The organism is Actinomadura sp. WMMB 499, assembly GCF_008824145.1.
GTDB lineage: Bacteria > Actinomycetota > Actinomycetes > Streptosporangiales > Streptosporangiaceae > Spirillospora.
Genome location: NZ_CP044407.1, coordinates 8769325 through 8793782, shown reverse-complemented (window position 1 = coordinate 8793782; position 24458 = coordinate 8769325). Strand labels below are relative to the sequence as shown.

At 74.0% G+C, this 24458-nt stretch carries 24 protein-coding genes; 8 read left to right on the top strand and 16 right to left on the bottom strand.

Annotated elements, in window-relative coordinates; all coding sequences use genetic code 11:
* The first annotated feature begins 223 nt into the window (after window positions 1-223).
* Window positions 224-784: an Asp23/Gls24 family envelope stress response protein gene (locus tag F7P10_RS40125; RefSeq protein ID WP_151017206.1), complete on the top strand. Its 561-nt coding sequence runs from the start codon at window positions 224-226 to the stop codon at window positions 782-784.
* A 27-nt stretch (window positions 785-811) separates the two neighbouring features.
* Here the strand turns inward: F7P10_RS40125 and F7P10_RS40120 are convergent, their stop codons facing one another.
* From F7P10_RS40120 to F7P10_RS40105, 4 genes are all read right to left on the bottom strand, one after another.
* Complete coding sequence (locus F7P10_RS40120) at window positions 812-1459, bottom strand: hypothetical protein (protein ID WP_151017205.1); 648 nt, start codon at window positions 1457-1459, stop codon at window positions 812-814.
* A gap of 83 nt (window positions 1460-1542) precedes the next feature.
* Window positions 1543-3525 carry a threonine--tRNA ligase gene (gene thrS, locus F7P10_RS40115; RefSeq protein ID WP_151017204.1) on the bottom strand — a complete coding sequence of 661 codons (1983 nt, stop codon included), beginning with the start codon at window positions 3523-3525 and terminating at the stop codon, window positions 1543-1545.
* Between the two features lie 318 nt (window positions 3526-3843).
* A complete protein-coding gene (locus F7P10_RS40110; RefSeq protein ID WP_151017203.1) occupies window positions 3844-5307 on the bottom strand; it encodes a sugar porter family MFS transporter in 1464 nt (487 codons plus the stop codon).
* Window positions 5308-5365: 58 nt separating this feature from the next.
* Window positions 5366-5995, bottom strand: coding sequence for a class I SAM-dependent methyltransferase (locus F7P10_RS40105; RefSeq protein WP_151017202.1), 630 nt, complete (start codon window positions 5993-5995; stop codon window positions 5366-5368).
* 134 nt (window positions 5996-6129) lie between these two features.
* Here F7P10_RS40105 and F7P10_RS40100 point away from each other — a divergent pair, with 134 nt between their 5' ends.
* On the top strand, window positions 6130-7398 hold the full coding sequence (locus F7P10_RS40100; RefSeq protein WP_151017201.1) for a sensor histidine kinase: 1269 nt from the start codon (window positions 6130-6132) through the stop codon (window positions 7396-7398).
* Window positions 7399-7471: 73 nt separating this feature from the next.
* The gene (locus F7P10_RS40095; protein WP_254716856.1) at window positions 7472-8125 is read left to right on the top strand and encodes a response regulator transcription factor; all 654 of its coding nucleotides are present in this window, start codon (window positions 7472-7474) and stop codon (window positions 8123-8125) included.
* A 29-nt stretch (window positions 8126-8154) separates the two neighbouring features.
* Here F7P10_RS40095 and F7P10_RS40090 read toward each other — a convergent pair whose 3' ends face one another.
* Together F7P10_RS40090 and F7P10_RS40085 are read right to left on the bottom strand one after the other, a co-directional pair.
* Window positions 8155-9111 (bottom strand): NADPH:quinone oxidoreductase family protein, encoded by a 957-nt coding sequence (locus tag F7P10_RS40090; protein WP_151017199.1) that lies wholly within the window; start codon window positions 9109-9111, stop codon window positions 8155-8157.
* Window positions 9112-9140: 29 nt separating this feature from the next.
* Window positions 9141-9887: an SDR family oxidoreductase gene (locus tag F7P10_RS40085; protein ID WP_151017198.1), complete on the bottom strand. Its 747-nt coding sequence runs from the start codon at window positions 9885-9887 to the stop codon at window positions 9141-9143.
* 47 nt (window positions 9888-9934) lie between these two features.
* On the opposite strand from F7P10_RS40085, the gene F7P10_RS40080 reads away from it, so the two are divergent.
* On the top strand, window positions 9935-11158 hold the full coding sequence (locus F7P10_RS40080; RefSeq protein WP_151017197.1) for an acyl-CoA dehydrogenase family protein: 1224 nt from the start codon (window positions 9935-9937) through the stop codon (window positions 11156-11158).
* A 31-nt stretch (window positions 11159-11189) separates the two neighbouring features.
* On the top strand, window positions 11190-11855 hold the full coding sequence (locus F7P10_RS40075) for a TetR/AcrR family transcriptional regulator (protein WP_151017196.1): 666 nt from the start codon (window positions 11190-11192) through the stop codon (window positions 11853-11855).
* Window positions 11856-11870: 15 nt separating this feature from the next.
* Here the strand turns inward: F7P10_RS40075 and F7P10_RS40070 are convergent, their stop codons facing one another.
* Window positions 11871-12725, bottom strand: a complete 855-nt coding sequence (locus tag F7P10_RS40070; RefSeq protein WP_176611832.1) for a helix-turn-helix transcriptional regulator — start codon at window positions 12723-12725, stop codon at window positions 11871-11873.
* A gap of 93 nt (window positions 12726-12818) precedes the next feature.
* Here F7P10_RS40070 and F7P10_RS40065 point away from each other — a divergent pair, with 93 nt between their 5' ends.
* The gene (locus tag F7P10_RS40065; RefSeq protein WP_151017194.1) at window positions 12819-13664 is read left to right on the top strand and encodes an SDR family NAD(P)-dependent oxidoreductase; all 846 of its coding nucleotides are present in this window, start codon (window positions 12819-12821) and stop codon (window positions 13662-13664) included.
* A gap of 39 nt (window positions 13665-13703) precedes the next feature.
* Here F7P10_RS40065 and F7P10_RS40060 read toward each other — a convergent pair whose 3' ends face one another.
* Window positions 13704-14735 (bottom strand): ROK family transcriptional regulator, encoded by a 1032-nt coding sequence (locus F7P10_RS40060; RefSeq protein WP_218040289.1) that lies wholly within the window; start codon window positions 14733-14735, stop codon window positions 13704-13706.
* 74 nt (window positions 14736-14809) lie between these two features.
* On the opposite strand from F7P10_RS40060, the gene F7P10_RS40055 reads away from it, so the two are divergent.
* Window positions 14810-16021, top strand: coding sequence for an MFS transporter (locus F7P10_RS40055; RefSeq protein WP_151017192.1), 1212 nt, complete (start codon window positions 14810-14812; stop codon window positions 16019-16021).
* Here F7P10_RS40055 and kynU read toward each other — a convergent pair.
* Genes kynU through F7P10_RS40020 form a run of 7 tightly spaced genes read right to left on the bottom strand, consistent with a single transcriptional unit; the run spans window position 16018 to window position 22424 of the window.
* Window positions 16018-17295 (bottom strand): kynureninase, encoded by a 1278-nt coding sequence (gene kynU, locus F7P10_RS40050; RefSeq protein ID WP_254716264.1) that lies wholly within the window; start codon window positions 17293-17295, stop codon window positions 16018-16020. The two genes, F7P10_RS40055 and kynU, sit on opposite strands and share 4 nt — an antisense overlap.
* Window positions 17292-18314, bottom strand: coding sequence for an amidohydrolase family protein (locus F7P10_RS40045; RefSeq protein ID WP_151017191.1), 1023 nt, complete (start codon window positions 18312-18314; stop codon window positions 17292-17294). The genes kynU and F7P10_RS40045 overlap by 4 nt, the downstream gene beginning before the upstream one ends.
* A gap of 28 nt (window positions 18315-18342) precedes the next feature.
* The gene (locus F7P10_RS40040) at window positions 18343-18939 is read right to left on the bottom strand and encodes a 3-hydroxyanthranilate 3,4-dioxygenase (protein WP_176611831.1); all 597 of its coding nucleotides are present in this window, start codon (window positions 18937-18939) and stop codon (window positions 18343-18345) included.
* Window positions 18936-19382 (bottom strand): RidA family protein, encoded by a 447-nt coding sequence (locus tag F7P10_RS40035; RefSeq protein WP_151017190.1) that lies wholly within the window; start codon window positions 19380-19382, stop codon window positions 18936-18938. The genes F7P10_RS40040 and F7P10_RS40035 overlap by 4 nt, the downstream gene beginning before the upstream one ends.
* Entirely contained in the window at window positions 19382-20128 is a 747-nt protein-coding gene (locus F7P10_RS40030; RefSeq protein ID WP_151017189.1) for a 2-keto-4-pentenoate hydratase, read from the bottom strand. The genes F7P10_RS40035 and F7P10_RS40030 overlap by 1 nt, the downstream gene beginning before the upstream one ends.
* A complete protein-coding gene (locus tag F7P10_RS40025) occupies window positions 20125-20961 on the bottom strand; it encodes a 2-keto-4-pentenoate hydratase (RefSeq protein WP_151018615.1) in 837 nt (278 codons plus the stop codon). Before F7P10_RS40025 ends, F7P10_RS40030 begins: the two co-directional genes overlap by 4 nt.
* A 26-nt stretch (window positions 20962-20987) precedes the next feature.
* On the bottom strand, window positions 20988-22424 hold the full coding sequence (locus F7P10_RS40020) for a 2-hydroxymuconic semialdehyde dehydrogenase (RefSeq protein ID WP_151017188.1): 1437 nt from the start codon (window positions 22422-22424) through the stop codon (window positions 20988-20990).
* Window positions 22425-22538: 114 nt separating this feature from the next.
* Here F7P10_RS40020 and F7P10_RS40015 point away from each other — a divergent pair, with 114 nt between their 5' ends.
* Window positions 22539-23465, top strand: coding sequence for a LysR substrate-binding domain-containing protein (locus F7P10_RS40015; protein ID WP_151017187.1), 927 nt, complete (start codon window positions 22539-22541; stop codon window positions 23463-23465).
* A gap of 28 nt (window positions 23466-23493) precedes the next feature.
* On the opposite strand, the gene F7P10_RS40010 is transcribed toward F7P10_RS40015, so the two are convergent.
* Window positions 23494-24369 carry an alpha/beta hydrolase gene (locus F7P10_RS40010; protein ID WP_254716263.1) on the bottom strand — a complete coding sequence of 292 codons (876 nt, stop codon included), beginning with the start codon at window positions 24367-24369 and terminating at the stop codon, window positions 23494-23496.
* Window positions 24370-24458 lie beyond the last annotated feature (89 nt).

The window sequence follows — 24458 nt, the reverse complement described above, 5'->3', positions numbered from 1 at the left end:
TCCTCCGGCTCTGCGGTCAAGGCGGCGGTCTCCTTTTGTTCACGGCCTGACCAGCAGCATAGAGAGACGTTCCCGCGCGAGCGCAGCCGGGTTCCGGCGGGCCGCCGGGACGCGCCGGTGAGCGGCGGCCTCCGTGACGGCGGCCCGGGGCTTGCGCCACGATGATGATCGGCCATCATGGGTCGGCCAGGATGGTGGTCCGACCCGTCCCGTGGGAGCGATCATGAGCGAGCCCGACGAGCGTCCCGCCGAGCACGGCCGTCCGGCGCCGCGCCCGGACACGGGCCCGATGCGGTTCTTTTCCGGGCCGCCGGGGCCCATGGCCCCGCCGGGCACGCCGCTGTCCGCGCCGCCGCCCGCCGCCCCCGAGTTCCCCGGCGAGCGCGCCGCCGCGCCGCCCGCGCCCGTCCCGCCGCCGCGCCCGCACCGTGACGCGGCGCCTCCGGCGGCGCCGGGCGGCGCGGGCGTGGACGGGCGCATCGCGATCGAGGACGCGGTCATCGATCGGATCGCCGAGCTGGCCGCGCTGGACGTGCGCGGCGTCGTCGCGCTGAGCGTGCCGGGTGCGGACGGCGAGGGCGGGGTTCGCGTCCGGGTCCGCGACGACGAGGTGACGCTCGACGTCGGCATCGTCGTGGCGTACGGCAGCGTCATCAGGGACGTCGCCGCGGCCGTGCAGGAGAGCGCGGCGCGGATGGCGGGCCTGATGCTCGGGATGCGCGTCGCGGTCGTCAACGTGTCGGTCGAGGACGTCCGCCGCCCGGCCGGGGCGCCGCCCGCCTGACGCGCCGCCGCTGACGCGCCGCCCGGTTCAGGCGGCGGCGCGGGCGTAGCAGGTCTGCATCGCCACGCCCACCGACACCGTCGTGATCTTCACGCGTTCGACCCGCTGCGGGGAGACGCCGGTGAAGCGGAACGTGTGCGGGCTGCCGCCCCGGATCGTCGTCTGCTGCGACCGCGGAGCGGCCTCTCCCCGGGTCTGCAGTTCGGCCCGGACGGCGCCGCTGGAGGCCACGGCGACGACGACGTCCACCCCCGTCCCGGTCGCCCGGTAGGCGGCGGTCCCCTGCGGGCACCACGACGTGCCGGTGCCGCCGCCGAGCTCGCCCGGCATCGGCGGCCCGCCGTCCCCGCTCGCGCCGCCCTGGCCGCCCTGCGTCCCGCCGCCGTCGGGCGCGGTCGCCCCGGGCGTCCGGATCGTCGCGGGCGGCTCGGTGTGCCGGGTGGGCGCGTCGGACGGGGCGCCGGACGGGGCCGGCGCACCGTCCGCCGGCCGTCCCGCCGCCGCGGGGTCCGCGCCGCCGTCGTCCTCCAGCAGCGGGACGAGCAGGACCGCGACGGCCGCCGCGACGAGCAGGACCGCACCGCCGTATCCGGCGACGCGTCCCCAGATCGACCGGCCGCGCCGCCCCGGCCTCCTGCTCTTCATCCGCGTCCAGCCCTCTCTCCGCTCCCGCACGACGAGCGCGAGGCTACCAATTCGGGGGTGCGCTCACGGCACGTCCGGCGCCGCGCCCCGGGAGCGGACGCACCGGCCGGGGATCAGATCTGCACGCGGGCCTCGACGGCCTTGGCGATCTCCTCGACCGCCTCGCCGATCGGCACGCCGTTCTTCTGCTCCCCGTTGCGGTAACGGAACGACACGGCGTCCTTGGCGATGTCGTCGTCACCCGCCAGCAGCATGTACGGGATCTTCTGCTTCTGCGCGTTGCGGATCTTCTTCTGCATGCGGTCGGAGGAGGTGTCGACCTCCACCCGGATCCCGCGCGCGCGCAGCGCCGCGGCGGTCTTCTCCAGGTGCGGGACGTGCGCGTCGCCGATCGGGATCCCGACGACCTGGACGGGCGACAGCCACGGCGGCATCGCGCCGGCGTAGTGCTCGACCAGCACCCCGAGGAACCGCTCGATCGACCCGAACAGCGCCCGGTGGATCATCGCGGGCTGCTGCCGGGTGCCGTCCGAGGCCTGGTACTCCAGCCCGAACCGCTTCGGCTGGTTGAAGTCGAGCTGGATGGTCGACAGCTGCCAGGTGCGGCCGATCGCGTCCTTCGCCTGGACCGAGATCTTGGGACCGTAGAAGGCGGCGCCGCCCGGATCGTCGACCAGGTCGAGGCCGGACTCCTCGGCCGCCCGGCGGAGCGCCTCGGTGGCCTCCGCCCAGTCGGCGTCCTCGCCGATGAACTTGTCGGAATCGTCCTTGGTCGACAGCTCCAGGTAGAACTCCGAGAGACCGAAGTCGCGCAGCACGCTGAGCACGAAGTCCAGCAGCGACTTGATCTCGTCGCCCATCTCCTCCTTGGTGGTGTAGATGTGGGCGTCGTCCTGGGTCATGCCGCGCACGCGGGTGAGCCCGTGCACCACGCCGGACTTCTCGTACCGGTAGACCGAGCCGAACTCGCACATCCGCAGCGGCAGCTCGCGGTACGACCGGCCGCGCGACCTGAAGATCAGGTTGTGCATCGGGCAGTTCATCGGCTTGACCCGGTACTCGACCTCGTCCACCTCGAAGGGCGGGAACATGTCCTCGCCGTAGTAGGGCAGGTGGCCGGAGATCTCGAAGAGCGACGACTTGGTGATGTGCGGGGTGTTGACGAACTCGTAGCCCGCCTCGTGCTGCCGCCGCCGCATGTAGTCCTCCATCTCCTTGCGGATGATCCCGCCCTTGGGATGGAAGACCGGCAGCCCGCTGCCCAGTTCGGGCGGGAAGGAGAACAGGTCGAGTTCCGCGCCGAGCCTGCGGTGGTCGCGCTTCTCGGCCTCCTCGAGGAACTTCAGGTACTCGTCCTGCTTCTCCCGGGACTCCCACGCGGTGCCGTAGATGCGCTGCAGCTGGGGGTTCTTCTCGCTGCCCCGCCAGTACGCGCCGCCGGAGCGCATCAGCTTGAACGCCGGGATGACGCGGGTGCTGGGCAGGTGCGGGCCGCGGCACAGGTCCTTCCAGCGCAGCTCGCCGGACTTGGCGTCGAGATTGTCGTAGATGGTCAGCTCGCCGGCGCCGACCTCGACGTCCGCGCCGTCCGCCGCGTCCTCGGCGGCACCGCCCTTGAGGCCGATCAGCTCGAGCTTGTAGGGCTCGGCGGCCAGCTCGGCGCGCGCGTCGTCGTCGGACACCGGGCGCCGGGCGAACCGCTGCCCCTGCTTGACGATCTCGCGCATCCGCTTCTCGATGCGCTTGAGGTCGTCGGGGGTGAACGGATCGGCGACGTCGAAGTCGTAGTAGAAGCCGTTGTCCACCGGCGGGCCAATGCCGAGCTTCGCCTCCGGGAACAGTTCCTGGACGGCCTGCGCCATCACGTGCGCGGCCGAGTGCCGCATGATCGCGCGGCCGTCCGCCGAGCCGATCTCGACCGGTTCGACGCTGTCGCCGTCGCGCAGCTCGCCGGCCAGGTCGCGCAGCTCGCCGTTCACCCGGGCGGCGATGACGGTGCGGCCGTCGGCGTCGAGGGCGTGCCCGGCGGTCGAGCCCGCCGGCACCGCTCGTTCGCTCCCGTCGAGGGTGATGCGCAGCTCAGACACGGTGGACACGGGCACTCCTCGCGATGGCGGATTGGGGTCGGCGGGTTCCGATGCTATCGAGTCGGGGACTCCCCCGGACGCATCCCGCCCCTTGCGCTCGTCCATTCGCCTGCCTCTCCGTCGGGCGGCGGGCTCGGGCACGACCCCGGAAAGCGGTGAGGCCCCGGGATCGCTCCCGGGGCCTCACCGCGTGCAATGTCAGTACATGCCGCCGTCGCGCCGGGAAGGACCCGGCGTGGTCGTCTCGAAGACGTTCCCGCTCACGGCTCGCATCCCTCCACTGTAGCCGATCGGCCGCGTCACGAGCAGGCCGTCACGAGCGGGCCGTCACGAGCGGGCCCGCATGGTGAGCTTGTCCATGTCCTCCAGCTCGCGGCCCTTCGTCTCCGGGACGACCCGCCACGTGAACCAGAACGCCAGCGCCGCGAAGAAGGTGTACAGGCCGTAGGCGAGGACGAGCGACACGCTGGACAGCTCCGGGAACGTCGTCGTGATGATCCAGTTCGCGATCCACTGCGCCGCGGTCGCGACGGCGAGCGCGGCGGCGCGGATGAAGTTGTTGAACATCTCGCCGAGCATCACCCACACGACCGGGCCCCAGGTCGCGGCGAACGAGGCGACGAAGACGTTGGCGGCCACGAGCGCGATCGGGCCGGCGACGTCGCCGAGCGCGGGCTCCCCGTCCACCACGGTCGCGGTGGAGAAGCAGACGGCGAGCGTGCCCAGCGAGAGCGTCATGCCGGCGGCGCCGGCGAGCAGCAGCGGGCGCCGCCCGATCCGGTCGATCAGCGCGATCGCCACCAGCGTGAACACCACGTTGACCACCGAGTTGACCACGGAGGTGAACATGGCGTCGCTCTCGGTGTAGCCGACGGCCTGCCACAGCGACGACGAGTAGTAGAAGATCACGTTGATGCCGACGAACTGCTGGAAGACCGACAGCAGGATGCCGACCCACACGACCGCCAGCAGGCCGAACGTGCGCCCGCGCAGGTCGCGCAGCCGGACCGGCCGGTCGGCGCTGATCGACCGACCGATCTGCCGGATCTTGGCGTCCACCTCGCTCCGCGTCATCAGCCTCGCCAGGACGTCCCGGGCCCGCTCGGTCTCGTGCCGCTTCACCAGGTAGCGCGGCGACTCGGGGATCGTCATCGCGATCACCCCGTAGAAGACGGCGGGGACCAGCTCGCTGGCGAACATCCACCGCCAGGCCGTCCCGCCCCAGGGGAACTCGCCGCTCGCACCGCCGTCGGAGGACTCCGCGATCACGTAGTCGACGACCAGCGCCGCGAAGATGCCGAGGACGATCGCCATCTGCTGGAGCGAGCCGAGGCGGCCGCGCAGCTCGGCGGGGGCGATCTCGGCGATGTAGGCGGGCGCGATGACGGACGCCGCGCCGATCGCGAGGCCGCCGACGACCCGCCAGAACGTCAGGTCGGCCGCGCCGAAGGCCAGCGCGGAGCCGAGCGAGCTGACCGTGAACAGGATCGCGGCGATCAGCATGACCCGGACCCGGCCGATCCGGTCGGCGAGCGGGCCCGCGAACCAGGCGCCGGCGGCGCAGCCGAGCAGCGCCGACGACACGACGAAGCCGACCGCGAAGTCGCTGAGGCCGAACTCGTCCTCGATCGCGCCGACCGCCCCGTTGATCACCGAGGAGTCGTATCCGAACAGGAAGCCGCCGAGGGCCGCCGCGCCCGCGAGGAGCACGGCGGTCGCGGCCGAGTGGGAGGGGGCGTCCCCGGGCGGCGCGTCCCGCCGCGCCGCGCCGTCGCCGTCGGAGTCGGTCATGCGCCGCGATCTTCCCGGGAACGATGACCTTATGCGGAAGACGGGCCCGCGGCCGGGGTCAGTCGCGGACGGCGACGCCCAGGACGTGCGGCGAGGCCGGGTTCGGTCCCGACTCGGGAAACTCGAACCGGCGCTCGGCGCGGACGGTGAAGCCGGCGCGCGGGATGAGCGCGTCGGTGGGCCGGACCAGCCGGCAGCCTCCGGCCAGGAAGGGCCACACGAGGTCGGCGTACCGCTGGACGCGGACCTTGCGCGGCGTGCCGCCACGGACGTGCTCGTAGTAGCGCAGTTCGCCGCCGGGCCTGAGGACGCGCCTGATCTCGGCGAGCGCCCGCAGCGGGTCGCGCACCGAGCACAGCACGAGCGACACGACGGCGACGTCGAACGACGCGGCGTCCAGGCCGAGTTCCTCGGCGCGGCCGGGCCGGACCGAGACCGGGACGGGCGCCCCGGCCGCCGCGGCGATCGCGCCCCGGCGCAGCCGCGGCTCCGGCTCCACCGCGACGACCTCGGTGACTTGCGGCGGGTAGTGCGGGAAGTTGGCGCCGTGCCCGGCGCCCACCTCCACGACGCGGCCGGACGCGCCGGCGAGCAGTTCCGCGCGGTGCGCGTCCACGCCCGCCTTCGCGGACGCGGCGGCGATCCGCGGGTAGAGCCGGGCGAAGATCGGATGCCTCAGGTCCGTCATGCCCGCAGTCTCCGTCCGGGACGCGATCGCGCGCAAGATCGCCGCACCGGGGTTCCGATACCCGGGGGGCGGTTCGCATCTCCCTCCCCGGGTGCAGGCGCGCCCGCGACCGCACGTCCTAGGCTTCGTGTCAAATGAACGAGAACGACCACTCCGAGGCGGGGCGGCCGCGGCTGACGGCGGGCGTGCGCTCCGCCGTCCTGCCCGGCGGGGACGAACCGGGCGTCACGCTCCTGCCGGAGTACCGGTGGCTGCGCTATCCCCTGCTGGGGTTCCTGGTCGCCCTGACGATCGGGTTCACCGCGGGATCCATCGCGATCTCCGTCGTCAACGACGACATGGACCCCGGCGTCGCCTGGCCGCTGGGCGTCCTGCAGGCCGCGCCGATGATCTTCGCGGCGCGCTGGCCGCTGCGGGCGTGGCGGACGGCGGCCGCCGGGATGCTGCTGATCGTGCTGGTCCGGCACGGCGAGGGGTTCATGCCGTGGCCGGTCACGGCGATCCTGGCGATGATCGTCATCCTGTTCTTCGTCGGAGTGGGCTGCGACCGGGAGACCACGGTCGGCGTCGGGGCGGTCACGATCGCCGGGGTGTTCGCGCCGGCGGTGCTGTTCGGGACGCCCGGCTGGTTCGGCACGATCCTCGCCGGGCTCGCGGCGCTGGCGCTGACGTTCGGCGACGCGGTCGGCGGCCGGCACTCGGCCATGGCCGAGCTGCGCCGCCGCGAGGAGCAGCACCGCGAGGACCTCGCCCGGCAGGCGGTGCTGGAGGAACGGGCGCGGATCGCGCGCGAGCTGCACGACGTCGTGGCGCACCACATGTCGGTGATCGCGATGCAGGCCGAGGCCGCTCCGTACAAGATTCCCGAGCTGCCGGACGCGGCGCGGCAGACGTTCGGCGTGGTGCGGGACGCGGCGCGCGAGGCGCTGACCGAGACGCGGCGGGTGGTGGGCCTGCTCCGCTCCGACGACGAGGGGGCCGAGCGGGCACCGCAGCCGGGCCTGGACCTGCTGGACGATCTGGTCTCGACGGCCCGCCGGTCCGGACTGTCGGTCGCCACCGTGGTGACCGGGCTGCCGCGGCCGCTGACCGTGGGCGTGGACCTGTCGGCGTACCGGATCGTCCAAGAGTCGCTCAGCAACGCCTCCCGGTACGCGCCGGGCTCGCGGGTGCACATCGAGATCCGGTACGGGACGGACTCGCTGCGGGTCACGGTCACCGACGACGGTGCCCGCACCCCCCCGGCGGAGTCGCACGGCGGCGGCCACGGGCTGGTCGGGATGCGCGAGCGCGCGATGATGCTGGGCGGCGATCTGCAGGCCGGGCCCCTGGAGGCCGAGGACGCCGACGCCCGCACGGGCTGGTCGGTCGTCGCGGAGCTTCCCTACGGCGACGGTGATTGATCACCGGCAGGGTGCCTTGACGCCGTAAGGTGGCGTCGTGACGATTCGGGTGCTGATCGCCGACGACCAGGTGATGATCCGCGACGGGCTCGCGGCGCTGCTGTCCTCCGATCCGGGGATCGAGGTGGTCGGGCAGGCGGGGGACGGCAGGGAGGCCGTCGCGCTGGCCCGCGAACTGGACCCCGACGTGGTCGTGATGGACATCCGGATGCCGGAGATGGACGGGCTGGCCGCGACCGCCGAACTGGCCGGCACGCCGCTCGGCGACGCCACCGGGGACGGCGAGCAGCCGGGCCCGCGGCCGAAGGTGCTGGTCCTCACCACGTTCGACCTCGACGAGTACGTGTACGAGGCGCTGGGGTCGGGCGCGAGCGGCTTCCTGCTGAAGGACGCGTCGGCGGCCGACCTGGTCAACGGGGTGCGGGTCGTGGCGGCGGGCGACGCGCTGCTGGCGCCGTCCATCACCCGGCGGCTGATCGGCGACTTCGCGCGGCGGCGCCGGCACCAGCGGCCCAGCCCGCAGGCGACGGCCGGGCTGACGCCCCGGGAACGGGACGTGCTGCGGCTCATCGCCCGCGGGCTGTCGAACGCGGAGATCGCCGCCGAGCTGGTGCTGGCCGAGCAGACCGTGAAGACGCACGTGGGGCACGTCCTGACGAAGCTGGCGCTGCGCGACCGCACGCAGGCCGTCGTCTACGCGTACGAGAACGGCCTCGTCGGCGGCTGAGGTCCTCGGCCCGCGACGGGCGCGGGCGGCTAGCGGGACGGGTCGAGGACGAGCTTGCCGCTGGTGCGGCGGGCGCGCAGGTCCTCGTGGGCGCGGCGGACCTCGCTGAGACCGTACTCGCCGCCGCCGACCACCCGCAGCCGGCCGTCGGCGGCGAGGCCGAACAGCTCGGTGAGGGCGGTGCGCATGACGTCGCCGGGCAGCCGGAACACATGCGCCAGCCACATGCCGGAGATCGTGGTGGAGTGCGACATCAGCGCCGCGGGCCGGACCGGGCTGGGCTCCTCGCGGGACGCCATGCCGTAGAACGCGAGGCGGCCGAAGGGGGCGAGGGCCTTCATGCTCTGGTCGGTGACGGTCCCGCCGGTCATCTCCAGGACGGTGTCGACGCGGCGGCCGCCGTTGGCCTCGATGAGGGCGTCCTTCATGTTCGGCTCGTTCGCGTCGACGGCGACGTCGGCGCCGAGTTCGAGGGCGAGCGCCCGCTTCTGCGGAGACGACGCGGTGGCGATGACGCGGCCCGCGCCCCACGCCTTGGCGAGCTGCACGGCGAGGGTGCCGACGCCGCCCGCGGCGGCGTGCACGACGACGGACTCGCCCGCCGCCAGATGGACGTTGCGGCGCAGCAGCACCCATGCGGACGCGCCCTGCACGATCATGCCGAGCGCGGTGACGTCGTCGACGGCGTCGGGGACGTCCCACGTGAGCGCCTCGGGCGCGACGGCCTTCTCGGCGTAGCCTCCGGTGCCGACGAGCGAGACGACGCGGCGCCCGTCCGGGGCGGTGCCGACGACCTCGCCGCCGGGCACCATCGGCAGGGTGGACTCGGCGAGGTAGCTGTTCTCCGCCTGGTGGGTGTCGGCGTAGTTGATCCCGGCGCGGGCGACGTCGACGAGCAGGTTCCCGGGCCCGGCGACGGGATCGGGCAGCTCGGTGACCTCCAGCACTTCGGGACCGCCGAACTCGGTGATCTGTACGGCGCGCATGGTTCTCGGTATCTCCGTTCTGCTCGGTTTCAGCGCGGGCCCGGGACGCCGCGGAAACGGAAGGGTTCGGACGGGCGGCCGGGGACCACGTACCAGGCCTCGCCCGCCGCGTCGCCGTCCAGGATGGACGTGAACGCCTCGACGACGTCGGCGACTTCCAGGATCGGGAAGCCGGTCTCCTGCAGGTGCCCGCGTATCGAGCCGAGGATGTCGGTGTCGGCGAACGACGGGCACAGCGCGTTCACGCGGATCCCCTCGTCCAGGTAGGTGGGGCCGAGGGCGCGGACGAGACCGACGACGGCGGCCTTGTTGGCGCCGTAGACGGGGTCGAAGGGGGTGGCGGTGAGCCCGGCCATGCTGGCGGTGGCGACGATGTCGCCGCCGCCGCGGGCGCGCAGCGCGGGGATGGCGGCGTGCATGCCGTACACGACGCCGTCGAGGTTGATGCTCATGGCGCGGCGGTAGGCGGCGGGGTCGAAGTCGTCGCCGACGCCGCCGCCTCCGGCGACGCCGGCATTGAGGAACGCGACGTCGAGGCCGCCGAAGCGGTCGACGGCGGTGGCGACGGCGGCCTCGCTGTCGGCGGGCTCGCGCACGTCGCAGCGCACGAACGCGCCGCCCAGCTCGTCCGCGAGGGCGGTGCCGGCCCGCTCGTCCACGTCGGCGATGACGAGCCGGACGCCCCCGGCGGCGAGCCGGCGGGCGACCGCGGCCCCGATGCCGTTGGCGCCGCCGGTGATCAGCGCGACCTTGCCGGTCCCGTCGAAGGCTGCCATCAGGGACTCCCCTCCAAAGTAACTGACTCGTCAGTTACTCTAGCGGAATGGACTTCGGTTTGAGCGAGCGGGCCCAGGACTACCTCGGCCGCCTCCAGGACTTCATGGACTCCCACGTCTACCCGGCCGAGCCGGTCTACGCCGCCCAGCGGGCGGAGCTGCGCGGGCAGGGCCGCGAGCACCACGTGCCGCAGGTCGTCGAGGATCTCAAGGTCGAGGCGCGCGAGCGCGGCCTGTGGAACCTGTTCCTGCCCGACGCCGACGACCCGGCGCACGGCCTGTCGGTCACCGACTACGCGTCGCTGGCGGAGATCACGGGCCGCTCCCCCAACCTCGCTCCGGAGGCCATCAACTGTGCGGCGCCCGACACGGGGAACATGGAGGTGCTGCACCTGTTCGGCACGCCCGAGCAGAAGGAGAAGTGGCTCGCTCCGCTGCTGGACGGCGAGATCCGCAGCGCGTTCGCGATGACCGAGCCGGACGTCGCCAGCTCCGACGCCCGCAACATCTCGACCCGCATCGAGCGGGACGGCGACCACTACGTGATCAACGGGCGCAAGTGGTGGATCAGCGGCTCCGCCGACCCGCGCTGCAAGATCATGATCGTGATGGGCAAGACGGACCCGGACGGGCATCCCTACCGGCAGCAGTCGATGGTGCTGGTGCCGGTCGACGCGCCGGGCGTCGAGATCGTCCGCCCGCTGCCCGTGTTCGGCTACCAGGACCAGCACGGCCACTGCGAGATCCGGCTGACCGACGTGCGGGTCCCGGTGGAGAACCTGGTCGGCGAGGAGGGCGGCGGGTTCGCCATCGCGCAGGCCCGCCTGGGCCCCGGCCGCATCCACCACTGCATGCGCGCCATCGGGATGGCCGAGCGGGCGCTGGAGCTGATGTGCGAGCGCGCGGTGTCGCGGGAGGCGTTCGGCGGGCCGCTCGCCAAGCAGGGCGTCGTCCGCGAGCAGATCGCCGAGTCGCGGATGGCGATCGAGCAGGCCCGGCTGCTGACCCTCAAGACGGCCTGGCTGATCGACCGGCACGGGGTCCAGGCCGCGCGCTCCGAGGTCGCGGCGATCAAGGTGATCGCGCCGCGCGTCGCGCTCGAGGTCGTGGACCGCGCCATCCAGGTGCACGGCGGCGCGGGCGTCAGCGACGACACCCCGCTGGCGGGCATGTGGGCGGGCCTGCGCACGCTCCGCCTCGCCGACGGGCCCGACGAGGTGCACGTCCGGTCCGTGGCGCGGGCGGAACTGGGCAAGTACCTCGAGAAGTGATCGACCGGTAGCCGAACGAGTTGACGGGCAGATGAGCGAATCGACGGGGGACGCGTCCCCGGGCGTGCGGCGGCGGATGCCGTACGCCCGGCGGCGCGAGCAGCTGCTGCGCGTGGCGCTGGCCGAGTTCGGCCGCCGCGGCTACCACCTGACGCAGATGGAGCACGTGGCGGCGGCGGCGCAGGTGTCCAAGGCCCTGCTGTACCAGCACTTCGCGTCGAAGGAGGAGCTGTTCGTCGAGGTGACCGAGGCGATCGTCGCCGAGCTCACCGGACGGCTGAACGCGGCGGTGCTCGCCGAGCACGACTCGCCGCAGGGCATCCGGGCGATGATCCGGGTGCTGTTCGACTACGCCACCGAGGAACCGGACGGGTGGGCGCTGGTCATCCGCCACCTCGACAAGCCCGAGGTGGGGCCGGAGCTGCGGGAGCTGCGCGACCGGCTCGGCACCGCGTTCGCCGACCTGCTGCTGCGGCGCCGCCGCGCGGACCCCAAGCTGTCGCCCGCCGCGCTGGCGGTGAACGAGCACCGCGCGCGCCTGCTCGTCCCTCTCATGTACGGGTCGATGCTGTCGATGGTGTCGTGGTGGCTGGAGCATCCGGACACCTCCCGGGAGCGCGCCGAGCAGATGGCGCTGGAGTTCATCTGGCTGGGCCTGGACCGGCTGCGGACCGGCGAGCGGCTGCCCAAGACCTGAGGACCCGCGCCGGGTTCAGCGGGCCGGGGCGCGGGCCGTCTCCGCCAGCCGGGCGAGGGCGGCGGCGGCCGCCCCGCCCTCGGGCGCGTAGTGCACGAGGACGCTCAGATCCGGCTCGTTCTCCACGTTGATCTTCATGTACCGGAACGTCACCCGTCCGATCGCCGGGTGGCTGTAGTGGCGCTCGGACGGGGTGAAGGGCGTGACGTCGTGCTCCGCCCAGAACTCGCGGAACTCCGCGCTGGTGGCCGTCAGTCCCTCCACGAGGCGCTGGAACCGGGGGTTTCCGGCCTGCCGCCCGGCCTCGTTGCGCAGCAGCGCCGCCAGCCAGCGCGCCTCGGCTTCCCATTCGGGGAACCGGGCCCGCATCCATGGGTGGTTGAACATCATCCAGACGATGTTGAGGTCCTCGCCGGAGGGCGGGTCCGGCATGTCACCGAACAGCGCGTCCACGGGGGCGTTCCAGGCGACGACGTCGAAGCAGCGGGTGACCACGTGGGCGAGGTTCGGCTCGACCATGTCCAGCAGGGCGCGGACCTCCCCGGAAACGGTGGCGGGCGCGGCCGGCTCGGCGGCGGGGTCGCCCGCCAGTTCGAGGAGATGCCGGTGCTCGTCCGGGCCGAGCCGCAGGGCGCGGGCGAGAGCGTCCAGGACCTGCCGCGACACCCCGTTGACGCGCCCCTGCTCCAGCCACGTGTACCAGGTGAGGCTGACGCCCGCGGCGGCCGCGACCTCCTCGCGGCGCAGCCCCGGTGTGCGGCGGCGCGGGCCCGGCGTGATGCCGGCGTCCCGCGGGGCGAGGCGGTGGCGGCGGGAGCGCAGGAAGCCGCCGAGTTCCCTGCGCCTGGCCTCGGCCGTGCGGTCGGCCACGGGTCGTCCCCTCGTCCGTCCGATCCTGTCAGTCGGGTTAATACTGTTAACTGTAGTCTTCCTCCGGGCGCGCGGCCCGCCGAGCATGGCCGCATGAGCACTCGAACCGTTCTGATCACGGGCGCCGCCGGGGGCATCGGCGGCGCCGCCGCCCGGCGCCTGCACGACCTCGGCTGGGAGGTGTACGCGGGTGTCCGCCGCGCCTCCGACACCTCGGCGCTGCCCGCGGGCGTCCATCCGCTCGTCATCGACCTCATCGACGAGGAAACGCTCGACGCCGCCGCCAAGGAGATCGCCGCACGCACCGGCGGCCGGCTGGACGCGCTGGTGAACAACGCGGGCGTCATCGTCGAGGGGCCGGTCGAGACGGTGCCGCTCGAGGAGTGGCGCCGCCAGTTCGACGTCAACGTCATCGGCCAGGTGGCGATGACGCAGGCGGTGCTGCCGATGCTGCGCACCACCGGGGGCCGGGTCGTCAACATCGGCGCCGTCAGCTCCCGGATGTGCGCGCCGACCTTCGGCCCGATCGCCGCGTCGAAGGCGGCGCTGGCGTCGGTCACCGAGGCGCTGCGGATGGAGATGCGCCCGCTCGGCGTCCGGGTGAGCCTGGTGGAGCCGGGGGCGGTGCAGACGGAGATCTTCGCCAAGGCGGGCGCCGCCGCCCGGATCGCCGGGTGGCGCGGGGACCCGGAGACGCAGCGCCTCTACCGGGGCGTCGCGGAGAAGATGGGCGAGTTCGTCGATAACGGGTCCCGGGCGCCGGTGGACGGCATCGTGAAAACGATCGTCAAGGCGCTGACGGCGCGGCGCCCGGCGGCCGTCTACCTCTCCGGGCGGGACGCGCGGATCATGGCCGCCCTCGCGAAGGTCCCCGGCCGGACCCGCGACCGGCTCGTCCTGCGGACCGCGGGGGTCGGCGCCGAGACCTACGGGCCCTGACGGCCGGCCCGGCCCCGCGGGCACGGCCGCCCGGCGGGCCTAGCCGAAGACGGCGTCGCGGGCGGCGTCGAGGGCGGTCAGCACCGCGCCCCGCAGGATCGGGTCGCCCTCCACCACCGCGGGCCGAACCTCGGTGGTCGCCGGGGACAGCTCGTCCAGGCGGGCGGAGACGAGCGCGGCGAGTTCGTCCCCGCCCGCCCGGCCGAGCGTGCCGCCGAGCACGACCAGGCCCGGGTCCAGGACGGCGACCAGCGCGAACACGCCGCGGACGATCCGGCCGGCGAGGGCGTCCGGGGCGAGGCCGCGGACGGCGGGCGGCTCCATCAGCGCGCAGAAGTCGGCGTCGCCGAACTTGAGCAGCCCGACCTCGCCCGCCCCGCCGGACGCGCCGCGCCGCAGCCGGCCGTCGAGGACCACCCCGGCGCCGATGCCGTCGTCGAGCCACAGCAGGGCGAAGTCGTCCCGGCCCGTCGCCGCGCCGGCCCGGTGCTCGGCGATCGTGGCGAGGTTGACCTCGTTCTCCACGATCACGCGGGCGCCGAGCCGTCCGGCCAGCGCGGGGCCGAGGTCGGGGCGCCAGCCGGGCACGCCGGCCTCGGTGGCGAGGCCCGTGCGGGGGTGGATGAGGCCGGGGGTGCCGAGCACGACCGTGTGCGCGTCCGGCCCGGAGCCGGCGGCGGCGAGGGAGTCGGCGACGGCGGCGGCGATGAACGCGGGCAGGTCGGGGTCCGGCGGCAGCGGCCGCGTCAGGGTGGCGGTCTCGGTCCCGGCGATGTCGGCGGCGACGACGTGCACGGCGTCGCGGCGCAGGTCGACGCCCGCGACGTGCGCGCGTCCGGCGACCAGGCCGTAGAGGCGGGCGTTCGGACCGCGCCGGTCGGCGCCGGTCTCCCCCGCCCGCTCGATCAGCCCGCCCGCGCGGAGCCGCTCGATCAGGTCGGCGACGGTGGGGCGGGACAGCCCGGTCAGCGTGCGCAGCTGGGTGGCGGTCAGCGGGCCGTGCTCCAGCAGCAGGTCGAGGGCGAGCCGGTCGTTGATCGCCCGGGCCATCGTCGGGTCGGCGGTCTTCACGCCGCCCATATTAGTCAGCCTCCCTGTCGATAATCTCTTTTCATCAGGAAGGCTGCCTGTTAGTTTCTCGGTCCATGAGCCACCATCGAGCGATCGCCGCCGTCTTCGCCGTCCACGGGGCCGTGGCGGGGACCCTGGCGACCCGCATCCCCTGGATCGAGCACCGCCTCGACCTCGGGCCCGGCGTCCTCGGCCTCGCCCTGCTGTGCCCGTCCATCGGCGCGTTCCTGACCATGCCGACGGCGAGCCGCCTCGCCCACCGCATCGGGGAGCGCCCGGCCGTCCGCCTCCTGATCGCGCTCTGGTGCGCGGTCCTGATCCTGCCCGCGCTGGCGCCCGCGCCCGGCTGGCTGTTCGCCGCGATGCTGCTGTACGGGGCGGCGGCCGGGACCTCCGACGTCGTGATGAACGGCCACGCCGTCAACGTCGAGCGGCACCTCGGCCGCTCGATCATGTCGGGGCTGCACGGGCTGTGGTGCGTCGGCAGCATGCTCGCGGGCGGCGTCGGCGTGCTGGCGGCGCACGCCCGTGTCGACGCCCGGATCCACTTCGGCCTCGTGGCGGCGGTCCTGCTGGGCGCCGGCCTCCTGGCGGGGCGGAGCCTGCTCGCGCACCGGACGGCCGCGGATGCCCCGGCCCCGCGCCGGTACACGCTGCCGAACCGCGCGATCCTCGGCATCGGCCTCGTCGGCTTCTGCGCGACGTTCGCCGAGGGGGCCAGCGCCGACTGGTCGGCGGTCTACCTCACCGAGGTCGCGGGTGCCGGGCCCGGCGTGGCGGCGGCGAGCTTCACCGGGTTCATGGCGTTCATGGCGGCGACGCGGCTGGCCGGCGACCGGCTCGTCCGGGCGTTCGGGCCGGTCCGGGTCGTCCGGTACGGGGGCGCGACGGCGGCGCTGGGCGGCGTCCTGGTGGTGACGGCCCGCACCCCGGTCCCGGGCATCGCGGGCTTCGCGCTGATCGGGGTGGGGATCGCGACCGTCCTGCCGCTGGTGTTCGCCGCGGCCGGCGACCGGGGGCGGACGCCCGGCGAGGGCGTCGCGGGCGTCGCCACGATCACCTACCTGTCGGTGCTGACCGCCCCGGCGATCACCGGCTGGATCGCCGAGGGGCTGTCGTACCCGGCCGCCTTCACCGTGATCACCTGCGTGGTGGCCGTGATGGCCCTGTCCGCCGGGCGGCTCGCGGTCACGATGCCGGCCGGCGTCGGGCCCGCGGCGGGCCCGCCCGCGGGCTCGCCGGTGGCGGCCGAATCCGCCGCCACCGGCGAGCCCGCGTCCCGCTAGACGAGGTCGGCGAGGACGGCGAGGGCCTCGGCGGCGCGGTGGCAGTCGTGGAACGTGCAGTACAGCGGGACGGGCGCGAGCCGGACGACGTCGGGTTCGCGCGCGTCCGCGACGACGCCGTGGTCCTCGGCGAGGCGCCGCACCAGCTCGCCCGCGTCCGCGACCCGCAGCGACAGCTGGGTGCCGCGCGCCGCCGGATCGGCCGGGGTGATCACCCGGAGGCCGGACGCCGCGAGCCGGGCCGCGAGGTAGCCGGTGAGCCGCTCGCTCTTGGCGCGCAGCGCGGCCATCCCGACCCGGTCGAAGATCTCCAGGGACGCCAGGACGGGCGCGAGCGCGAGGATCGGCGGGTTCGACAGCTGCCACGCGTCGGCGGACGCGGGCGGTGCGATGTCGGGGTCCATCCGGAACCGGACCGACGGCTCGGTGCCCCACCATCCCGACAGCCTCGGCACCGCCGCGTCCCGCACGTGCCGCTCGTGGACGAAGCAGCCCGCGACCGCTCCCGGACCGGAGTTGAGGTACTTGTAGGTGCACCAGGCGGCGAAGTCGACGTCCCAGTCGTGCAGCCGCAGCGGGACGTTCCCGGCGGCGTGCGCGAGGTCCCAGCCGACGGCGGCGCCCGCCGCCCGGCCCGCCTTGGTGATCGCGGGCATGTCCATGAGCTGGCCGGTCAGGTAGTTGACGCCGCCGAGCATGACCAGCGCGACCGTGTCGCCCTCGCGTTCGAGGAACGCCAGGACGTCCTCGGTCCGCAGGTGCTCCTCGCCGGCGCGCGGCCGCAGCCGCACCACCGCCGCCGCCGGGTCCAGCCCGTGGTGCACGGCCTGGCTGGCGACCGCGTAGGAGTCGGACGGGAACGCGGCGTCCTCGATGACGATGCGGGTGCGGCGCCCGGACGGCCGGTAGAAGCTCGCCATCATCAGGTGCAGGTTGACCGTCAGCGAGTTCATCGCGACGACCTCGTGCGGCAGCGCGCCGACGAGCCGGGCGGCGGGCTCGCGAAGCAGCTCGTGGTAGTCGACCCACGGGCGGCGGGCCCGCGTGTGGCCCTCGACGGCGAGCCGCGCCCAGTCGTCCAGCTCCTCGCGGACGCGCCCCGCGACCGTCCGCGGCTGCAGGCCGAGCGAGTTGCCCGCGAAGTACGCGGCCTCCGCGTACCTCCCGCCGGGGGCGGGCGGGACGAGGAACTCGCCGCGCAGCGTGGGCAGCGGATCGGTCTCGTCCAGCCGCAGCGCCTCGTTCTCGTGCGCCTCGTTCTGGCCGGCGTTCACGCCACGTCCTCCTCGGCGGGGGCGGCCGCGGGGGCGAAGAACGCCTCCGCGTTGCCGCCGAGCAGCCGCGCGCGGCCCGCGTCGTCAAGGCCGGGGCACGCGCGGATCGTCGCGCCGGGGTCCTGCTCGCCGAGCGGGAACGGGTAGTCGGTGCCCAGCATGACCCGGTCGGTGCCCATGACGTCCACGAGGAGCCGGAGCGCGCGCGGGTCGAACACGGCGGAGTCGACATGGAACCGGTCGGTGTACTCCGACGGGGGGCGCGGCGAGTCGGCGCGAACGATGTCGCGGCGGTGCCACGCGTTGTCGGCGCGGCCCAGCAGGAACGCGAAGCTGCCGCCGCCGTGGCAGAAGCACAGCCGCAGCGACTCGGGAATGCGCTCGAACGCGCCCGACAGCATCAGCCCGAGGATGCTGAGCTGCGTCTCGGCGGGCATGCCCGACAGCCACGGCAGCATGTGCCCGCGCATCCGGTCCGCGCCCAGCATGTCCCAGGGGTGGGCGAGGACGGGCAGGCCGAGGTCCGCGCAGTGCGCGAGGAACTCGACGATGCCCGGGTCGTCCATGTTCCGGTCGCCGACGTGGTTGCCGATGTGGACGCCGCGGTGCCCGGCCGCCGCCGCGCGCGTCGCGGCCTTGCACGCCAGCTCGGCGTCCTGCAGCGGGACCTGGGACAGCGGCAGCAGCCGCGCCGGGTCCGCGGCGCAGTACTCGAGGATGCGCTCGTTGACGAGGTCGCACCAGTCGGCGGCGCGGGACGGCTCGGCCGCGTACCCGAACATCAGCGGGGTGGACGACACGGCCTGCACATCGACGCCGGCGGCGTCCATGTCGGCGAGCCGCCGCACCGGGTCCCACAGGCCCTCCTCGACGGGCCGGTACTCGGTGTCGCCGCTCATCATCATGCCGGTGCCGTCGCCGCGGACGCGCAGCCACGGTTCGCCCTCGTCGGTGAGGACGCCGCCGTCCGCGCGGCCGAGGCGGGGGAAGACGTGCGCGTGGACGTCGATGACTGTCACGGTGCCTCCGTGGGGAGCTGCCGGTCCGTCAGGCGCGGGGCGCCGTGCTCGGGTCCGTGCTCGGGTTCGTCGTCGGGATCATGGACTCGGGCCACTGCTTGCCGGGATGGACGGCGCCGCAGTGCGGGCACGTGCGGTCGCCCCCGAGGAAGCGGTCGAACGCGGGCGGCAGGTCGTCGACGATCGAGCGGACCTGCAGCTCGACGCGGTGCACCAGGCGGTGGCACTCGGTGCAGTACCACTCGAACGCCTCCTGCAGGCCCTCCGGGCGCGGGATCTCCACGACGAGGCCGATGGAGCCGGGCTCGGGACGCTGCGGCGAGTGCCGGACGTGCGGCGGCAGCAGGAACACGTCGCCCTCGTCGATCCGCACGTCGACGGGCGGTCGCCCCTCCTCCTCCATGACGCGCAGCACCATGTTCCCCTTGAGCTGGTAGAAGAACTCCTCGGTGGGGTCGTCGTGGAAGTCGGTCCGCTGGTTGGGGCCGCCGACGACCATGACGATGAGCCCGGCGTCGTCGAACACCTGCACGTTGCCGACCGGCGGCTTGAGCAGGTCGCGGTGCTCGTCGATCCACGCCTCGAAATTGAACGGGCGCCCGAAGGTCAGCTGCGGAAGGGTCATGCTCCGGCCTCCTCGCCGGTCGTGGGGATGTGCGCGACGCACGCGATCTCGATCAGCAGGTGCGGGTGCGGGAGCTGGTGGACGGCGACGGTGGTCCGGGCGGGGCCGGTCTCGTCGAAGTACTCGCCGTAGACCTCGTTGTAGCCGCCGAAGTCGTTCATGCTCACCAGGTACGTGGTGACGTTGACGACGTCGGCGAGCCCGCCCCCGGCCGCCTCCAGCAGGTCCCGGATGTTCTCGATGACCGCGCGGGTCTGCTCGCGGACGTCGAGGTCCGTGACGCCCATCGGGTCGGCGGACGCGCCGGCGAACGTCCCGTCGGGCCGCCGCGAGCTCGTCCCGGACACGAACACCAGGTCGCCCGCCCGCTTGACGTGCGGGAACCGCCCGCGCGGCTTCGCCTTGCCCTCGACCAGGATCGCGTCGCCGTTCGTCCCGGCCATCAGGTCGTCACCTCCACGCCGCCGAGCCCGGCCCCGGTGATGCGCACGTGCGCCCCGGCGGGCAGCGGGACGGCGGCCGTCGCGGCGCCCGCCAGCACGATCCAGCCGGGTTCGAGCCGCATGCCCGCGCCGAGCGCGAGCCGCGCGGCGGCGCGCAGCGACCGGGCGGGGTCGCCGAGGATCGCCGCCGACGACCCCGACTGCACCGGCCGGCCGTCGATCTCCATGAGCAGCCCGGCGTTGGACAGGTCGCGCGGCGGATGCCAGGCCCCGACCCCGAACCGGGCCGCGGACGCGTTGTCGGCGATGACGTCCGGCAGCGTGAACTTGAAGTCCGCGTACCGGGAGTCGAGCACCTCGTAGCCGACGGCGACGCCCGCGACGCACGTCTCGACCTCGGCGACCGAACGCACCTCGCGCCCGATCAGGTACGCGATCTCCGGCTCGATGCGCGGGTGGATCAGCCCGCCGACGTCCACCGACGACTCCGCGAGCATCGCGTCGGTCAGCAGGCCCCAGATGACGTCGTCGACGCCCATCTGGATCATCTTCGCCCGGCTGGTGAAGCCCATCTTCACGCCCGCGAGCCGCTCCCCCCGCCGGGTGCACCGCTCGATCACCTCGCGCTGCACCGCGTACGCGGCCCGGACGTCCAGGTCCGCGCCGTCGGTGAGCTTCGGGATCGCCCGGCGGTCCCGGACGGCCTCCTCCAGCGTCGTCGCGAGCTTCTGCACGTCGGCGCTCATCGCCCCTCCTCCTCAGCCGCGTTCTCGCCCGCCACCCGCTCCGCGTTCTCGCCCGCCACCCGCCCGAAGGCCACCCGGACGTCGCCCAGCCCGTCCACGCGGGCCTCGAACACGTCGCCGGGCGCGGCCGGCACCACCGGCCCGAGCGCGCCGGTCAGCACGGTGTCGCCCGCGCGCAGCGGGCGGCCGACGCGGACCATCGTGTCCGCGAGCCACAGCGCGGCGTTCAGCGGGTGCCCGAGGCAGGCGGCGCCCGTCCCCGTCGACAGCTGCTCCCCGCGCCGCTCCAGCACCATCCCGCACAGCCGCAGATCGACGTCGGCGAGCTTCACCGGGCGGTTGCCCAGCACGTACATGCCGGACGAGGCGTTGTCGGCGATGGTGTCAGGCAGCGTGATGTCCCAGTCGCGGACGCGGCTGCCGACGACCTCGATCGCGGGCAGCGCGAACGCGGTCGCCCGGATCACGTCGGCGACCGTGTGCCGCTCGTGCGCCAGGTCGTCCTCCAGGACGAGCGCGACCTCGGCCTCCGCGCGGGGCTGCAGCACGGCGCCCGCCGGGATCTCCTCGCCGTCTGGGACGGCCATGTCGGCGAACAGCATCCCGAAGTCGGGGGTGCCGACGCCGAACTGCTCCTGCACGGCCCGGGACGTCAGCCCGATCTTGCGGCCGACGAGCCGGTGGCCTTCGGCGAGCCGCCGCTCGGTGAGGCGTTCCTGCACGGCGTAGGCGTGCTCGGGCGTCGCGACGAGGTCGCGGACGGGCGCGCACGGCGTCCCGCTCGCGCGAGCCTCCGCGAGCCGATCGGCGGCGGCCTCGATGCCCGCAGGCACTGCGTTCGGTGTCACTGGTCTCGCTCTCAGATCTGGATGCACACGTTGACGGGCTCGGAGAAGAAGTCCAGGGAGTACTCTCCCCCCTCGCGCCCGATGCCCGACGCTTTCACGCCGCCGAACGGGGTGCGGAGGTCGCGCAGGTTCCAGCAGTTCACCCAGACGATGCCCGTCTCGACGCGGGGCGCGACCCGGTGCGCCCGCGACAGGTCGCGCGTCCAGATCGTCGAGGCGAGGCCGTACGGGCTGTCGTTGGCGAGCCGGAGCGCCTCGTCCTCGGTGTCGAACGGGGCGACGTGGCAGACGGGCCCGAAGATCTCCTCCCGCACCGTCCGGGCGGTCTCCGGCAGGCCGGTCAGCACGGTCGGCTCGACGTAGAAGCCGCCGTCGCGCCCGTCCCCGAAGCGCGGCGCCCCGCCCCCGGCGACGACCGTGGCGCCCTCCTCGCGGGCGAGCCGGTAGTAGCCCAGCACCTTGTCGCGGTGCCCGGCGGAGATCACCGGCCCGTACCCGTCGAGGGCCCGCGCCCGCTCGCCGAGCCGCGCCGTGAACTCCTCGAACACCGGGCGCTCCACGTAGACCCGCTCGGTGCACAGGCAGATCTGCCCGGAATGCGTGAAGGACGAGCGGACGGTGCCGTCCACCGCGGCGTCGAGGTCGGCGTCGGCGAACACGAGCGCGGGGTTCTTGCCGCCTAGCTCGAACGACACGGGCGTGACGTGGTCGGCCGCGTTGCGCATGATCGCGGCGCCCGTCGCGGACTCGCCGGTGAACGCGATGGCGTCCACGCCCGGATGACCGGTCAGGAACGCGCCCGCCGCGTCCGCCCCGTGCCCGTGCACCAGGTTGAACGCGCCCGCCGGCAGCCCGGCGTCGTCGATCACGCGGGCGAGCAGCGTCGCGGTGGACGGCGTCTCCTCGGACGGCTTGACCACGACGGCGTTGCCCGCCGCGAGCGCGGGCGCGACCTTCCACGTCAGCAGCAGCAGCGGCAGGTTCCACGGCGAGATGATCGCCACGACGCCCAGCGGGCGGCGGACCGTGTAGTTGAGCGCCTGGCCCGTCCCCGCGCTCCAGCCGGGGATCTGCGTGGTGTACGCCCGCTCGGGACGCCCGTAGAGCAGATCGGCGTACGCGCGGAAGTTGCCGACCGCCCGGGGGATGTCGACGGTCGCGGCCAGTTCGCGGGGCTTGCCGGTGTCGGCGACCTCGGCGTCGACGAACTCGTCGAACCGCGCCTGGATCCCGTCGGCGATCTTCCGCAGCGCGGCCGCGCGTTCCTCGGCGGCGGCCGTCCCCCACGGGCCCCGCAGCGCCTCGCGGGCCGCCGCGACGGCACCGTCGACCACCTCGCGCGGCGCCTCGGGCACCGACCCGATCTCGGCTCCGTCGGCGGGGGCGATCAGTGGGAAGGCCGGTCCGTCCGAACGGAACACCCCGCCGACGTAGTGCTCAGCCTTCATCTGATTCCTCCCCCTGCGCTCACCCGGACACCCCGATCCTCCGCCCACTCCGCTATGCCTTGCAAATACCAATCTCCCGCGAAGACATACCGGTCTTGTGATACTAAATGGGGTATGCGTGCCATCGACCTGCTCAACGGACGCCTCAAGCTGCGGCACCTGGTCCTCGTCGTCGCCATCGCCGAGCACGGCAGCGTCCTGCGGGCCGCCGAGCACCTGCGGCTCGCGCAGCCCGCCGTGACCCGCAGCCTGCGGGAGGTCGAGAGCATCCTCGGCGTCGACCTCTTCACCCGCGGGCCCCGGGGCGTCACGCCCACCCTGTTCGGGGACGCGTTCATCGAGCACGCCCGCGCCGTGCTGGCCGAGCTGCGCCGGGCGGGCGAGCGGATCAGCGGCCTCGCCGACGGCGAGGTCGGCACCGTCACGATCGGCACCCTCCTCGCGGGCTCGAACGTCCTGCTCCCCCGCGCGATCGCCGCGCTCAAGGCGAGCCGTCCCGGCATCACCGTGATCGTGCAGGAGGCCACGTTCGACGCGCAGGTGCCGCGGCTCCTCGACGGCGAGATCGACCTGATCCTCGGCCGCCTCAACCCCATCGGGGAGCAGCCGGCGCTCCGCCAGATCACCCTGTACGGCGAGCCCGTCCGGCTCGTCGCGCGCCGCGACCACCCGGCCCGGCGCCGCCCCGGCCTCGACCTCTCCGCCCTGCTCGACTACCCGTGGGTGCTCCCCCTCGAGCAGACGGCCCTGCGCCGCGAACTCGAACAGGTCTTCCGCGCCGAGGGACTCGAACCGCCCGCCGACCTCGTGGAATGCACGTCGGTGCTGACCGTGCGCACGCTCGTCCGCGACACCGACATGATCGCTGCACTCCCCGAGCTGGTGGCCCGCACCGACGCCGAGCTCGCACCGCTGCCCGTCCCGCTCGAGACCGTGCCCCACCAGGTCGGCGTCACCCTCCCCGCGCACCGCGCCCCGACCCCGTCGGCCCGGCTGATGCTCGACCACCTCCGCCGCGAGGCCGCCGCGATCACCTCGTAGCGGCCCCGATCGGCCCGCGATCCCCCGATCAGCCCGAGACGGCGGCGATCAGCTCGAGCAGCGCCCGTCCGGCCCGCGACTCCGCGTCCGCGAGATCGAGCACGAGGTCGAAGTGGTCCCGTCCGGGGACGATCAACGGTTCGACGCCCCAGTGCCACGCGAACCGGTGCGTCTGCCGCAGGAACCCGTCGCCGTCGTGCTCCGCCGCCGTCACGACCGCGGGGCACCGGCGTCCGGCGGGCAGCAGTTCCGGGCTGAGCGCGGCCGCCGTCGGCACGTCGAGCCGCACGTACTCGTTCACGTACACCCGCGTGATCGGCCGGAGGTCGAACAGCCCGCTGAACGGCATCGCCGCCTTCACCACGTCGTCCGGCAGGCCGAACTCCCGCTGCCAGCCGTCCACCATCGTCATGCCGGTCAGGTGGCCGCCCGCCGAGCTGCCGCCGACGACGATCCGGTCCGGATCGAGCCCGTGCTCCCGCCCGTGCCGGTACACCCACGCGATGGACGCCCGGACCTGCCGGACGATCTCCTCCAGTGCGGCCTCGGGCGCCAGCGTGTAATCGGGCACCACCGTCGCGACACCGTGCCCGTCGAGCATCCGCGCCATGAACGACGACTCGCGCCGCGACAGCGCCATCCAGTAGCCGCCGTGCAGGAACACGAACACGGGCCGCGCCGTCCCGTCCTCGACGCCCCACACGTCCAGGCGCTCGCCGCTCGCCTCGTCGTAGACGATCCCCGGGTGCCCGGGAAGCCCCGCGACCGCGTCGTCCGACATCGCGAGGTAGCGGGCCATGTGCCGCTCGAACAGCTCCGGCCCCGCCTTCCGCCGCACGTTGTAGGCGACGTCCAGCTGCTCGTCGTCGAGTTCCCGGCCGGGCCAGTCGTTGAGATCGTCCACGGGCTTACCCTGCCGTGCCGGGGAACGCCGATCAAATACCTCGGGCCCGTTCGCCCCTGCCGGTGAATGCCGCGCCGCGCTATATCCGT

Coding starts and splice junctions, on each gene's coding strand:
- F7P10_RS40125 (WP_151017206.1), top strand. CDS start 224: ATGAGCGAGCCCGACGAGCGTCCCGCCGAGCACGGCCGTCCGGCGCCG.
- F7P10_RS40110 (WP_151017203.1), bottom strand. CDS start 5,307: ATGACCGACTCCGACGGCGACGGCGCGGCGCGGCGGGACGCGCCGCCC.
- F7P10_RS40105 (WP_151017202.1), bottom strand. CDS start 5,995: ATGACGGACCTGAGGCATCCGATCTTCGCCCGGCTCTACCCGCGGATC.
- F7P10_RS40100 (WP_151017201.1), top strand. CDS start 6,130: ATGAACGAGAACGACCACTCCGAGGCGGGGCGGCCGCGGCTGACGGCG.
- F7P10_RS40095 (WP_254716856.1), top strand. CDS start 7,472: ATGATCCGCGACGGGCTCGCGGCGCTGCTGTCCTCCGATCCGGGGATC.
- F7P10_RS40090 (WP_151017199.1), bottom strand. CDS start 9,111: ATGCGCGCCGTACAGATCACCGAGTTCGGCGGTCCCGAAGTGCTGGAG.
- F7P10_RS40085 (WP_151017198.1), bottom strand. CDS start 9,887: ATGGCAGCCTTCGACGGGACCGGCAAGGTCGCGCTGATCACCGGCGGC.
- F7P10_RS40080 (WP_151017197.1), top strand. CDS start 9,935: ATGGACTTCGGTTTGAGCGAGCGGGCCCAGGACTACCTCGGCCGCCTC.
- F7P10_RS40075 (WP_151017196.1), top strand. CDS start 11,190: ATGAGCGAATCGACGGGGGACGCGTCCCCGGGCGTGCGGCGGCGGATG.
- F7P10_RS40065 (WP_151017194.1), top strand. CDS start 12,819: ATGAGCACTCGAACCGTTCTGATCACGGGCGCCGCCGGGGGCATCGGC.
- F7P10_RS40055 (WP_151017192.1), top strand. CDS start 14,810: ATGAGCCACCATCGAGCGATCGCCGCCGTCTTCGCCGTCCACGGGGCC.
- F7P10_RS40040 (WP_176611831.1), bottom strand. CDS start 18,939: ATGACCCTTCCGCAGCTGACCTTCGGGCGCCCGTTCAATTTCGAGGCG.
- F7P10_RS40035 (WP_151017190.1), bottom strand. CDS start 19,382: ATGGCCGGGACGAACGGCGACGCGATCCTGGTCGAGGGCAAGGCGAAG.
- F7P10_RS40030 (WP_151017189.1), bottom strand. CDS start 20,128: ATGAGCGCCGACGTGCAGAAGCTCGCGACGACGCTGGAGGAGGCCGTC.
- F7P10_RS40020 (WP_151017188.1), bottom strand. CDS start 22,424: ATGAAGGCTGAGCACTACGTCGGCGGGGTGTTCCGTTCGGACGGACCG.
- F7P10_RS40015 (WP_151017187.1), top strand. CDS start 22,539: ATGCGTGCCATCGACCTGCTCAACGGACGCCTCAAGCTGCGGCACCTG.